Annotated in this window: 13 protein-coding genes; 9 read left to right on the top strand and 4 right to left on the bottom strand. The window is 63.9% G+C overall.

Going from position 1 to position 11864, the window contains the following annotated elements; translation table 11 throughout:
• Positions 1-20: 20 nt before the first annotated feature.
• The 4 genes from dnaN to LB569_RS01585 all read left to right on the top strand — a co-directional run bounded on the left by dnaN (position 21) and on the right by LB569_RS01585 (position 3623).
• Positions 21-1139 carry a DNA polymerase III subunit beta gene (gene dnaN / locus LB569_RS01600; RefSeq protein WP_140706216.1) on the top strand — a complete coding sequence of 373 codons (1119 nt, stop codon included), beginning with the start codon at positions 21-23 and terminating at the stop codon, positions 1137-1139.
• Between the two features lie 72 nt (positions 1140-1211).
• Positions 1212-2351, top strand: a complete 1140-nt coding sequence (recF, locus tag LB569_RS01595; RefSeq protein WP_224690804.1) for a DNA replication/repair protein RecF — start codon at positions 1212-1214, stop codon at positions 2349-2351.
• Positions 2352-2382: 31 nt separating this feature from the next.
• Positions 2383-3135: a molybdopterin-synthase adenylyltransferase MoeB gene (locus LB569_RS01590; RefSeq protein WP_224536141.1), complete on the top strand. Its 753-nt coding sequence runs from the start codon at positions 2383-2385 to the stop codon at positions 3133-3135.
• 2 nt (positions 3136-3137) lie between these two features.
• Positions 3138-3623, top strand: a complete 486-nt coding sequence (locus LB569_RS01585; protein WP_224690803.1) for a GNAT family N-acetyltransferase — start codon at positions 3138-3140, stop codon at positions 3621-3623.
• A gap of 44 nt (positions 3624-3667) precedes the next feature.
• On the opposite strand, the gene LB569_RS01580 is transcribed toward LB569_RS01585, so the two are convergent.
• On the bottom strand, positions 3668-4669 hold the full coding sequence (locus LB569_RS01580) for a 2-hydroxyacid dehydrogenase (RefSeq protein ID WP_224690802.1): 1002 nt from the start codon (positions 4667-4669) through the stop codon (positions 3668-3670).
• A gap of 148 nt (positions 4670-4817) precedes the next feature.
• Between LB569_RS01580 and LB569_RS01575 the strand changes: the two genes are divergently transcribed.
• Positions 4818-5378, top strand: a complete 561-nt coding sequence (locus LB569_RS01575) for an SH3 domain-containing protein (RefSeq protein ID WP_140706224.1) — start codon at positions 4818-4820, stop codon at positions 5376-5378.
• Here the strand turns inward: LB569_RS01575 and LB569_RS01570 are convergent.
• Positions 5368-5748 carry a DUF4260 domain-containing protein gene (locus LB569_RS01570; RefSeq protein WP_224690801.1) on the bottom strand — a complete coding sequence of 127 codons (381 nt, stop codon included), beginning with the start codon at positions 5746-5748 and terminating at the stop codon, positions 5368-5370. The two genes, LB569_RS01575 and LB569_RS01570, sit on opposite strands and share 11 nt — an antisense overlap.
• 64 nt (positions 5749-5812) lie before the next feature.
• Positions 5813-6244, bottom strand: coding sequence for an iron response transcriptional regulator IrrA (gene irrA, locus LB569_RS01565; protein ID WP_181175772.1), 432 nt, complete (start codon positions 6242-6244; stop codon positions 5813-5815).
• A gap of 241 nt (positions 6245-6485) precedes the next feature.
• Between irrA and fabA the strand changes: the two genes are divergently transcribed.
• The 4 genes from fabA to LB569_RS01545 all read left to right on the top strand — a co-directional run bounded on the left by fabA (position 6486) and on the right by LB569_RS01545 (position 10789).
• Positions 6486-7004, top strand: coding sequence for a 3-hydroxyacyl-[acyl-carrier-protein] dehydratase FabA (gene fabA / locus LB569_RS01560; RefSeq protein WP_224536147.1), 519 nt, complete (start codon positions 6486-6488; stop codon positions 7002-7004).
• A gap of 49 nt (positions 7005-7053) precedes the next feature.
• Entirely contained in the window at positions 7054-8274 is a 1221-nt protein-coding gene (fabB, locus tag LB569_RS01555) for a beta-ketoacyl-ACP synthase I (RefSeq protein WP_224536149.1), read from the top strand.
• A gap of 29 nt (positions 8275-8303) precedes the next feature.
• Positions 8304-9116, top strand: coding sequence for an enoyl-ACP reductase FabI (gene fabI, locus LB569_RS01550; RefSeq protein ID WP_224690800.1), 813 nt, complete (start codon positions 8304-8306; stop codon positions 9114-9116).
• A 128-nt stretch (positions 9117-9244) separates the two neighbouring features.
• Positions 9245-10789, top strand: coding sequence for a putative bifunctional diguanylate cyclase/phosphodiesterase (locus LB569_RS01545; protein WP_224690799.1), 1545 nt, complete (start codon positions 9245-9247; stop codon positions 10787-10789).
• Between the two features lie 17 nt (positions 10790-10806).
• Here LB569_RS01545 and LB569_RS01540 read toward each other — a convergent pair whose 3' ends face one another.
• Positions 10807-11817 carry a class I SAM-dependent methyltransferase gene (locus tag LB569_RS01540; RefSeq protein WP_224690798.1) on the bottom strand — a complete coding sequence of 337 codons (1011 nt, stop codon included), beginning with the start codon at positions 11815-11817 and terminating at the stop codon, positions 10807-10809.
• Positions 11818-11864 lie beyond the last annotated feature (47 nt).

Below are 11864 nucleotides of genomic sequence, written 5' to 3'. Positions count from 1 at the left end.
TCAAGCGAGCCTGTTTCGTCATGCGTGTTATCCTGGAACGGTCAAATCTCCTGAAGTCGCTCAATCATGTCCACCGCGTGGTCGAACGGCGCAACACCATACCGATCCTGTCCAACGTGCTGCTCAGCGCCGAAGGCGCCAGCCTCGAAATGAAGGCCACCGACCTCGACCTGGAGGTGACGGAAGCGACGCCGGCCAAGGTCGAGCGCGGCGGAGCGACGACGGTTCCAGCGCACCTGCTCTACGACATCGTGCGCAAGCTCTCCGACGGCGCCGAAGTGATGCTGAAGACGGACGAGGACGGCAACGCCATGACGGTGACGTCGGGTCGTTCGAGCTTCCGCTTGCAGTGCCTGCCGCAATCCGACTTCCCCGAGCTTTCGGCCGGATCCTTCTCGCACATCTTCCGCCTCGATTCGGTGGCGCTGAAGGGGCTGATCGAGAAGACGCAATTCGCCATCTCCACCGAGGAGACGCGCTACTATCTCAACGGCATCTACCTGCACACGCATGAAGTCGGCGGCAAGCTGAAGCTGCGTTCGGTGGCGACCGACGGCCACCGCCTGGCACGCGCCGAGATCGACGCGCCGGCTGGCTCCGAGGGCATGCCGGGCATCATCATTCCGCGCAAGACGGTGAGCGAACTGCAGAAGCTGGTCGACGATCCCGATATCGCCGTGACCACCGAACTGTCCGACACCAAGATTCGCTTCACCATCGGCAGCGTCGTCCTGACCTCGAAGCTGATCGACGGCACCTTCCCCGACTATCAGCGGGTCATTCCGACCGGCAACGACAAGAAGCTGATCCTCGACCGCCAGACCTTCGCCGCCGCAGTCGACCGTGTCTCGACCATCTCCTCCGAAAGGGGCCGCGCGGTGAAGCTCTCTATCAGCGAGGGCCAGGTGACGCTCGCGGTCAACAATCCGGATTCCGGCAGCGCCACGGAGGAACTGGCGGCGGATTATTCGGCGGATCCGATCGAGATCGGCTTCAACGCCAAATATCTGCTCGATGTCGCCGCGCAACTGACCGGCACGGAAGCCAAATTCATGCTGGCCGATGCCGGCTCGCCGACGCTGATCCACGACATGGCCGACGAAACCGCGCTTTACGTGCTGATGCCGATGCGGGTATAGCCGGCGGCGTTGGCTCCAATAGGGCCGGCAGCGAACGTCGCGGGTGCGGTGACTTCCACAGGCGGATAGCGGTTGCCGGCACAAACCCATATAAGTAAGCTTACGCTTACCAATTTTCGCAACTACGCGACCCTGGCGATTGATGTCGCGCCGGGCGCCGTGGTGTTTTCCGGCGACAATGGTGCCGGCAAGACCAATCTGCTCGAAGCGATCTCCTTTCTGACGCCGGGGCGCGGCTTGCGCCGCGCGCCTTACGTGGATGTTGCCCGTGAGGGTGGCGATGGCGGTTTTGCCCTGCATGCCCGGCTCGACGGGGCTGACGGCGAGGTCGAGATCGGCACCGGCATTTCCGGCGGCGACACGGCGGAGGGCGGCAGGCGGGTGCGGATAAACGGCGCCGCCGCGCGGGCCGAGGACATGCTGGAGTGGCTGCGGGTCGTGTGGCTGACGCCGGCGATGGATTCGTTGTTCACCGGGCCCGCCGCGGACCGCCGGCGCTTTCTCGACCGGCTGGTGCTGGCGATCGATCCCGGACATGGCCAGCGGGCGCTCGACTATGAGAAGGCGATGCGCGGCCGTAACCGTTTGCTGACGGAAGGCTCCCGTGATGCCGGTTGGTTCGAGGCGATCGAGACACAGATGGCCGAGACCGGCGTGGCGATCGCCGCGGCACGCGCCGAGATGGTGCGGCTGCTCACCGCCATGATCGACAGGCTGCCCGACAGCGGGCCGTTTCCGCAGGCTGATATCGGTCTTTCAGGCGATCTCGAGGCAGAGATCGCCGCCGCGCCGGCGGTCGACGTCGAGGAGCGGTTCCGGCGGGCGCTTGCCGATGGGCGTGACCGTGACCGCGCCGCCGGACGCACCCTGGAAGGTCCGCATCGCTCCGATCTCTTGGTCCGGCACCGGCCCAAGGCGATGCCGGCGGAACTCTGCTCGACCGGCGAACAGAAGGCATTGCTGGTCGGCATCGTGCTGTCGCATGCCCGGCTGACCGGCGAAATGTCCGGCCTGACGCCGATCCTGCTGCTCGACGAGATCGCGGCGCATCTCGATGCCGGCCGGCGCGCGGCATTGTTCTCGATCCTCGAAGACCTGAACTGCCAGGCCTTCATGACGGGGACCGATGCGGCGCTGTTTTCCAGCCTGGAGGGCCGCGCCCAGTTCCTGACGGTCGACCACGGCACGGTTGGGCCAACCGAAGACCCCTGACAAGGTTTTTCGACCGCTATATGGTCCTGATATGACCACAGCGCTCACCGCCGACGAGATCGAACGCTATGCCCGCCATATCGTGCTGCCCGAGGTCGGCGGCGCGGGTCAGCAGAAGCTCAAGCAGGCCCGGGTCCTGGTGATCGGCGCCGGCGGGCTGGGGGCGCCGGTACTTGAATATCTCGCCGCCGCCGGCGTCGGTACGCTCGGCGTCATCGACGACGACACGGTTTCGCTGTCCAATCTGCAGCGTCAGGTCATCCATGGCACCGATACGATCGGCATGCTGAAGACCCAGAGCGCCAAGGCGGCGATCGCCCGCATCAATCCCAACATATCAGTCGAAACGCACACATCCCGGCTGACCGTGGAGAACGCCCCAGCCCTCGTCGCCAAGTACGATATCGTCGTCGACGGGTCCGACAATTTCGAGACGCGTTATGTGGTGGCCGACGCATGCGCCAGCCAAGGAAAGCCGCTGGTGCATGCGGCCGTCGGACGTTTCGATGGCTCGGTGACCGTGCTGAAACCTTTCGAAAACGGCGGCGACGGCAAGCCAAATCCGAGCTATCGGGATCTGTTTCCCGAAGCCCCGCCGCCGGGCCTGGTGCCGTCCTGCGCCGAGGCCGGCGTGCTCGGCGCGCTGACCGGGGTCGTCGGCACGCTGCAGGCGATGGAGGCGATCAAGCTGATCACCGGCATAGGCGAGCCGCTGGTCGGCCGGCTGCTGCTTTACGATGCGCTGGCCGCCCGCTTCGAGACGATCCGCTACAAGAGACGCTGATCTTGGAACAATCCGAAGTTTTGATCACGCGGATCCCCGCCGATTTCGACCGCTGGGGTGAGGTGCTTGCCCTGATCCTGCAGGCCTTCGCCTTCATGGACGGCATCATCGACCCGCCATCCTCGGCTCACCTGCTCACAGTCGATGCGCTGCGCGCCAAGGCCCTGCGGGAGACCGGCCTCCTGGCACTCGACGGCGACAGGATCGTCGGCTGCGTTTTTGCTTGCGAAAAGGCTGACGGTTTTTATGTCGGCAAGCTCGCTGTCGCCCCGAACCGCCAAGGGCAAGGGATTGGTCGGCGGCTGATGCAGGCGGTCGAAGATCTGGCCCGCGACCGCGGCAAGGCCGCCATCGAGCTCGAGACAAGGATCGAGCTCGCCGCCAATCATGCCGCCTTTGCCCGGCTCGGCTTTCATGAGACAGAACGGACGGCGCATGAGGGCTATGACAGGCCGACGTCCATCACCATGCGCAAAACGATCTCGTAAGCTTCGCGTTACACTTGAACGGCGAGCCTGCGCCTGGACGGTTGTCAGGTTCTGAGCGGCAGCACGCGGTCCGGCGGGCGATGGCCGTCGACGAAGGCGCGGATGTTGATGATGACCTTCTCGCCCATGTCGATACGGCCCTCGAGCGTGGCCGAACCCATATGCGGCAGGAGCACGACCTTGTTCCTGGCGGCGAGCTTCAAGAGCTTGGCGTTCAGGGCCGGCTCATGCTCGTAAACGTCGAGGCCGGCACCGGCGATCTTGCCGTCCTGGATCAGCTTGACCAGCGCTTCCTCGTCGATGATGTCGCCGCGGGCGGTGTTGACGATATAGGCGGTGGGCTGCAGCAGCGCCAGCCGCCGCGCCGACAGAAGATGGAAGGTGGCGGGTGTCGACGGACAATTGACCGAGATGATGTCCATGCGGGCCAGCATCTGGTCGAGACTCTCCCAATAGGTCGCCTCCAGCCCATCCTCGACCGCCGGCAGCACGCGGTGCCGGTTGTGGTAGTGGATCGACAGGCCGAAGGCCTTGGCCCGCCTGGCAACGGCGGTGCCGATGCGGCCCATGCCGACAATGCCGAGCCGTTTGCCCCAGATGCGCCGGCCAAGCATCCAGGTCGGCGACCAGCCGGCCCATTTCTTGTCGCCCGTCAGCACGTTGGCGCCTTCCGCCAGCCGGCGCGGCACAGCCAGCATCAGCGCCATGGTCATGTCGGCGGTATCTTCGGTGAGCACGTTGGGCGTGTTGGTGACGGTGATGCCTCTCTTGGCCGCCGCCGCCACGTCGATCTTGTCGACGCCGTTGCCGAAATTGGCGATCAGCCTGAGGTTGTCGCCGGCCTGGGCGATCAATGCGGCATCGATCTGGTCGGTCACGGTGGGCACCAGCACGTCGGCTTCCTTGACCGCGGCGACCAGTTCGGGCTGCGTCATCGGCCGGTCCTCGACATTCAGCCTTGCGTCGAACAGTTCGCGCATGCGGGTCTCGACCGGGTCGGGCAGCTTTCGCGTGATGACCACGAGAGGCTTCTTTTTGCCTGCCATTGTTTCCCTCGTTGAGACCTCTTTAACCAAGACCGGCGAAACTGGAAGCCGGTCGCGGTAGCCGATTTATCCATGTAACAAGCGGTGCCGCCGAAGACAAAGAAAAAGGGGTGCCGCAGCCATCGGGCCGGCGCCGAAAGGAACGAAAGTGTCTGGTTTCGCGTCGCTTCGCCTGGCCATCAGCGCAGCATTTCTCGGCGCTCTCCTCTATTCTCCGCTTGCCGGCGCGCAGAGCGCGGCGGCCCCTGCCCAGAGCGCGATCACGCTCGGACCGAGCGGCCTGCCGCTGCCGCGATTCGTCAGCCTGAAATCCGGCCGCGTCAACTCGCGCGTCGGCCCCGGCGCCAACTATTCCGTCGATTGGATGTATATGAAGGCCGGCCTGCCGATGGAAGTCATCCAGGAGTTCGATACGTGGCGGCGCGTGCGCGATGCCGACGGTTCGGAAGGATGGATCAACCAATCGCTGCTTTCGGGCCGGCGCACCGCGATCATCGCGCCCTGGCAGCGCGGCAAGGGGGGCCAGATCAATCTTCTGAAGAGCGCCGACAAGGATGCCAGGGTGGTGGCGATCGTCGAACCCGGCGTGATGGGAACGATCAAGTCCTGCGACGGCCAATGGTGTGAAATGACGCTCGACGGCCACACTGGCTGGCTCGCCCAGTCTGTCGTCTGGGGCGCTTATCCCGGCGAGCGGGTCAAGGACTGAGCGTCTCCCGCTTGCGGCCGATCCGGCCAAGATGAGTGTCCTGAAAACCTGTTGACAGTTTCAAGCCGTAGCCCAGTGCACGGTCGATCGCGATATGGGCGATCCAGATCAGCGCGACGGCGCTGCAAGCCGCACTGCCGGCGAGATGCCCTCCAAGCAACAGCAGCAGCGGTGCGACCAGAATGTGCAAGGCGTTGTAGGCAAAGGCGCCGATGCGAGGTCCACCGAGATAACCCAGCATCGACAGGTCCGGCGCCAGGATGAGCACCGCGAAGAGCCACCAGGAAACGCCCGTCGCGCCATAGAAAACGATTGCGGCAACCGCCAGGATGGCCCATTCGAACCGGACTATCAGGCTGAGGGATTTCATCGCAAGCCGATTACCCTGGCTTGGCCGGTGACCACGGTCTCGCCAATCGTGCCGGCCTCGCCGGTCATTCCGGACGCTTGGGACGCAGCCTCACCACGATATCGACATTGGCGATTTCCATGCCTTCGGGCGGATCCGGCAGGTTGGTGACCGTGACCGGTCCGTTGGCGATGTCGAAGATCCGGTTTTCGCCTTCGATGTAGAAATGGTGGTGGTCGGAGGTGTTGGTGTCGAAATAGGTCTTGGCCCCCTCGACGGCGAGGATGCGCAGCAGCCCGGCCTGGGTAAACTGGTGAAGCGCGTTGTATACGGTGGCCAGCGACACCGGGACGCCGGCGGCCAGCGCCTCCTCGTGCAGTTCCTCGGCCGACAAATGGCGGTCGCCCTTGGCGAAAAGCAGGTCGGCCAGCGCAATGCGCTGACGCGTCGGCCTCAGGCCGGCTTCACGTACCCGCTTGTCCACAGCGACATTTTCCTTCCGGCAGCCCCGGTCCATCTGGTCTTCCAAGCTCACAGTCCCGCTTCAAGACACGCCCAGAGTGGCAAAAAAATGAATGTCTGCCGAAACCGGACCCCCGTTGACATATATTCTGTCGCCCGAATGCGATCAATAGCGCGCATTGACCCGGGCAGACTGGCGGGTTAAGCGCAAACGCCGGTTTCCGGCCTGAAACAGATTGTGTTAGGACACCAACGACAAGGGCGCGCTACCGCCCGGACGATATGGGGAGAAATTGATGGCGGGTTCGAAATCCAGCTACGACTACGAAGAATTGCTGGCCTGCGCCCGCGGCGAGTTGTTCGGAGCGGGCAATGCCCAGTTGCCCTACCCGCCGATGCTGATGTTCGACCGTATCACCGAGGTCAGCGAGACCGGCGGCGCCTTCGACAAGGGTTTCATTCGCGCGGAATTCGATATCAAGCCCGACCTGTGGTTCTTTGCCTGCCATTTCATCGGCAATCCGATCATGCCTGGGTGCCTCGGCCTGGACGCCCTGTGGCAATTGACCGGCTTCTATCTCGGCTGGCTAGGCGAACCCGGCAAGGGAATGGCGCTGTCGACCGGAGAGGTCAAGTTCAAGGGCATGGTCACGCCATCGGTCAAGAAGGTCGAGTATGGCGTGGATTTCAAGCGTGTGATGCGCGGCCGGCTGGTGCTCGGCATCGCCGATGGCTGGATGAAGGCGGATGGCGAGCCCATATACGCGGCGACGGACCTGAAGGTCGGTCTGTCAAAGCAGTCGGCGGTCGCTTGACCGCAGCCCTGGCCCGCCCACTGGCCAGCATCCCTGGAAGGAGTTGCGAATGAGACGTGTCGTAGTCACAGGCCTCGGCATCGTGTCGTCGATCGGCAACAATGCCAACGAGGTGCAGACCTCGCTGCATGACGCCAGATCCGGCATCAGCTTTTCCGATTCCTTCGCCGAGCATGGCTTCCGCTGCCAGGTCTGGGGCGCGCCGACGCTTGACCCTACCGCCATGATCGACCGCCGCGCGATGCGCTTCCTGAGCCAGGGCGCGGCGTGGAACCACGTCGCCATGGACCAGGCGATCGCGGATGCGGGCCTCGGCGAGAGCGATATCACCAACGAGCGCACCGGCATCGTCATGGGTTCGGGCGGCCCCTCCACCCGCACCATCGTCGAGGCGGCCGAAACCACGCTCAAGAACGGCAGCCCCAAGCGCATCGGTCCCTTCGCGGTGCCGAAAGCGATGTCGTCGACGGCCTCGGCAACCTTGGCGACATGGTTCAAGATCCATGGCGTCAACTATTCGATTTCGTCGGCCTGCTCGACCTCGGCGCATTGCATCGGCAATGGTTACGAGCTGATCCAGTGGGGCAAGCAGGACATGGTGTTTGCCGGCGGCCACGAGGATCTCGACTGGACGATGTCGGACCTGTTCGACGCCATGGGCGCCATGTCGTCGAAATTCAACGACAAGGCATCGACGGCTTCGCGCGCCTATGACGCCAATCGCGACGGCTTCGTCATTGCCGGCGGCGCCGGCGTGCTGGTGCTGGAAGAGCTGGAGCATGCCAAGGCGCGCGGCGCCAAGATCTATGCCGAGATCGTCGGCTATGGCGCGACCTCCGATGGCTACGACATGGTGGCGCCCTCGGGCGAAGGCGCGGTCCGCTGCATGCGCCAGGCGCTGGCAACGGTTTCCACGCCGGTCGACTACATCAATACCCACGGCACCTCGACGCCGGTCGGGGATTCCAAGGAGATGGGCGCGATCCGTGAAGTGTTCGGCGAGAAGATGCCGTTCATCACGTCGACGAAATCGCTGACCGGCCATTCGCTGGGCGCGGCGGGCGTGCAGGAATCCATCTATTCGATCCTGATGATGCAAGGCGGCTTCATCGGCGAAAGCGCCCATATCGAGACGCTCGACCCTGAATTCGAGGGCATGCCGATCGTGCGCAAGCGCATCGACAACGCCAGGATCGACACGGTTCTGTCAAATTCCTTCGGTTTCGGCGGCACCAACGCAACGCTCGTTTTCCAGCGCTATTCCGCATAAGGCCAAGTTTTATATAAGGATCGCCGGCCATGGACGGATTGATGAAGGGCAAGCGCGGACTTGTCATGGGTGTCGCCAATGATCATTCGATCGCCTGGGGCATCGCGCAGAAATTGTCCGAACATGGGGCGGAGCTCGCCTTCACCTATCAGGGCGAGGCTTTCGGCCGCCGGGTGAAGCCGCTCGCCGACAAGCTCGGCGCTTCACTAGTCGTCCCCTGTGACGTCGAGGACAGCGCTTCGGTCGCCGCCACGTTCGAGACGCTTGGCAAGGAATGGGGCGGACTGGACTTCGTCGTCCATGCCATCGGTTTTTCCGACAAGAACGAGTTGAAAGGCCTCTACGCCGACACCAGCCGCGACAATTTCATCCGCACCATGGTGATCTCCTGCTATTCCTTCACCGAGGTGGCGCGCAATGCCGCGCCGCTGATGACTGGCGGCGGCTCGATGATCACGCTGACTTATGCCGGCTCGGTCCGCGTCATGCCGAACTACAATGTCATGGGCGTCGCCAAGGCCGGTCTTGAGGCCAGCGTGCGCTACCTCGCCAACGACTACGGCCCGCGCGGCATCCGCGTCAACGGCATCTCGGCGGGGCCGGTACGCACACTCGCTGGCGCCGGCATTTCGGACGCCCGCCACATGTTCTCCTACCAGCAGCGCAACTCACCGCTGCGCCGCACGGTGACGATCGACGAGGTCGGCGGCTCCGCGCTCTATCTCCTGTCCGACCTTGCGTCCGGTGTCACCGGCGAAATCCACTATGTCGATTCCGGCTATCACATCGTCTCGATGCCGACGCTCGATGAGTTGAAGCAGACGGATGGCGGGCACGACTGAAGAGCGGTCCCGCCAAGTGGTCCTTTCCCAGTAAAGAAAATAATCCTCTCCAGTAAAATTGGATTCATTCGCGGAAACTCATTTTAAGAAGATTTCCGCTATAGAGTTGCCAATCTGGGGACCTTTTCATGCCTGCCGTCAGCAACCCGAAGCGAACGCCGGTGTTCCGACTGCTCACGATAGCAAGTTCGGGCATTGGCAGTTTCGTCCTCGGCATCTGGGGCCTGAAGCACGGTCTCGGCGACGGGTTTGCCGGCGTATCGGCCGATATGATGGTCGCGATCATGGCCGCGCTTTGCGCGCTGGCGGCATCGGTGGCGGCAATGTCCTTCTTCGCCGGCATCGATGAATCGGTGGATTTCGTCTTCAACGAAACCCATTTCGACAAGCTGACCGGACTGCTGGCGCGCCCGGCCATGGTCGGCAAGATCGCCGAGGCGGCATGCACGACAAGCCGGACCGGGGAACCGGTGTTCCTGATCGACATCGACATCGACCGGTTCAAGCAGATCAACGACGCGATCGGCTACACCCAGGGCGATGAACTGATCCGCGCCTTCACCAAGCGGCTGCACGGCTGCGTGCCGTCGCGCGCCCTGATCGGCCGCATCGGGGCCGGCGAGTTCGCGGTACTGCTCCCGGACCATCTGGTCGAAGGAACCCTGGAAAGCATGGTCGAGAGGCTCATCGACGAGATGATGGAGCCGTATGAACTCAGCAGCCATCAGCAATCGGTGAGCCTGTCGGTCGGCATCGTGGCGATGCCCAAGGACGGTGTCGATCCGGTCCTCATCCTGCGGCGCTCCAACCTGGCGCTGCAGAATGCGCGTGCCAGCGGGGTTGGCAACTGGTCGGTGTTCGACAGCGAGATGGGACGGGTGGCCGACCATCGCCAATGGGTCGAATCCGAGCTGCACGCGGCCTTCGAGCGCGGTGATTTCGATTTGCACTATCAGCCGCAGCTCGACCTTCCGACCGGCCGCATCGTCGGCTACGAAGCGTTGATCCGCTGGAAGCATCCCGAACGCGGCATGATCCCGCCGATGGAGTTCATCCAGATCGCCGAGGAAACCGGCATGATCAACCCGATCGGCGAATGGGTGCTGCGCAAGGCCTGCAGCGATGCCCGCCATCTGCCGGACGACTGTTTCGTCGCCGTCAACATCTCGCCGGTCCAGTTCATGACCAAGGACTTCGTCGGCCTTGTGCGCGACACGATGCGGACCACCGGCATCAAGCCGTCACGGCTGGAACTGGAAGTCACCGAGACAGCGATGATGCAGGACCGCGACCGCGCGGCCGCCATCCTGAAAGAGCTTGCCGAGATGGGCATCTCGGTCGCCGTCGACGATTTCGGCACCGGCTATTCCAACCTCAGCTATCTGATCGACTTCTCGTTCGGCAAGCTGAAGATCGACCGTTCCTTCGTCAGCCGCATCGATACCGACGCCAGCTCCGGCGCGGTCGTGTCGACCATTGTCGGGCTTTCGCGGGCGCTCGGCGTCAGCATCATCGCCGAAGGCGTCGAGACCGAAAGCCAGGCGACGCTGCTGCGGGCCGCCGGCTGCGAGGTGGTGCAGGGCTATCTGTTCGGCCGACCGGCGCCGCTCAAGATCAGGGTTGGCGCCGAGCATGCCGCCGATGACACCAGGCGTGTCGCCAATCTGCATTGATCACCCGAGCACCGGGACTACCGGCGCGCGACAAACACCTTGAACATGCCGTCGCGGGCAAGCTCCGCATGACTGGCAAAAGCGGCCGACAGCACCGGCTCGTAAGGAAGTTGCCGGTTGGCAACCATGAACAGCCTGCCACCGGGCTTCAACGCCTTGGCCGCCGCGCGGATCATGCCGGCGCCGATCTCAGGCTCCGCCGCACGGCTGCGATGGAAGGGCGGGTTCATGGCGATGACGTCGTAACGGCGCTCGACAGGCTCGGCGAGCAGGTCGGTCCAGAAGAAGCCTTGCGCCACGGTGTCGCCGAGATTGCCCCTGGCCGCCTCCAGCGCGTCGAAATCGGCCTCGTAGAGATCGAGGCCCGTCAGGCCTGGGGAACGGTCGGCCATCTGCGCCGCCACATAGCCCCAGCCGGCGCAGAAATCGGCTGCGCTGCCACGCAGATCACCGGGCAGGTTGTCGACCAGCAGTTTCGAACCCGCATCGACGCGATCGAAGGAGAACATGCCGGGTGCGGTGTGGAAACGGTCCCCGACCAGCAAGGCGGGATTGGCGGCCCGAAGCGCGGCGGCGGCCTGCATATCAGCCGGGCGGCGCAGCCAGAAGGCAATGCCGTGATATTTCGGCAGGTGGCCATCAAGCAGTGCAAGATCGCCGACACGCTTGCGCAGGCTGGCGAGGCCATCCTCCTTGCCACCGGCAATGACGATCAATCCGCCCTCTGCCACGCGCTCCATAGCCTCGGCGATGCGCAGTTCGTTCTGGCCGCGATGGCGGCCGGCGAGCACCAACGCGGCGTCAAAACCGTCACCAGCCGATTGCGGCGTGACCATGAAGCCCGCCGCCTGCAACGCACGGAAATACGGTCGGAAGCCCTGGACGAGATTGAGCGTAGCCTCGAAAGCCGGCGGCAAGCGCAGGCCGGGTTCGGCGCCGAGAAAGAGAACGCGCTCGCCCCTCCTCGGCAAGGAAAGAGCCTCGGCCTCGAACGGGTGAAAAAGCGTCTTCAGCGCTTCAGCGGACATAGCCGTGCTCCATAAACAAAAACGGGCGCGACCTAAGCCGCGCCCGC

Origin of the sequence: Mesorhizobium sp. BH1-1-4, from assembly GCF_020165665.1 — a bacterium.
Classification (GTDB): Bacteria; Pseudomonadota; Alphaproteobacteria; order Rhizobiales; family Rhizobiaceae; genus Mesorhizobium.
The sequence above is the reverse complement of the archived record's forward strand: the minus strand, read 5'-3'. Positions and strand labels throughout refer to the sequence as shown.

Coding starts and splice junctions, on each gene's coding strand:
- LB569_RS01570 (WP_224690801.1), bottom strand. CDS start 5,748: ATGAAATCCCTCAGCCTGATAGTCCGGTTCGAATGGGCCATCCTGGCG.
- dnaN (WP_140706216.1), top strand. CDS start 21: ATGCGTGTTATCCTGGAACGGTCAAATCTCCTGAAGTCGCTCAATCAT.
- LB569_RS01580 (WP_224690802.1), bottom strand. CDS start 4,669: ATGGCAGGCAAAAAGAAGCCTCTCGTGGTCATCACGCGAAAGCTGCCC.
- LB569_RS01545 (WP_224690799.1), top strand. CDS start 9,245: ATGCCTGCCGTCAGCAACCCGAAGCGAACGCCGGTGTTCCGACTGCTC.
- fabI (WP_224690800.1), top strand. CDS start 8,304: ATGGACGGATTGATGAAGGGCAAGCGCGGACTTGTCATGGGTGTCGCC.
- fabB (WP_224536149.1), top strand. CDS start 7,054: ATGAGACGTGTCGTAGTCACAGGCCTCGGCATCGTGTCGTCGATCGGC.
- LB569_RS01590 (WP_224536141.1), top strand. CDS start 2,383: ATGACCACAGCGCTCACCGCCGACGAGATCGAACGCTATGCCCGCCAT.
- fabA (WP_224536147.1), top strand. CDS start 6,486: ATGGCGGGTTCGAAATCCAGCTACGACTACGAAGAATTGCTGGCCTGC.
- irrA (WP_181175772.1), bottom strand. CDS start 6,244: ATGGACCGGGGCTGCCGGAAGGAAAATGTCGCTGTGGACAAGCGGGTA.
- LB569_RS01540 (WP_224690798.1), bottom strand. CDS start 11,817: ATGTCCGCTGAAGCGCTGAAGACGCTTTTTCACCCGTTCGAGGCCGAG.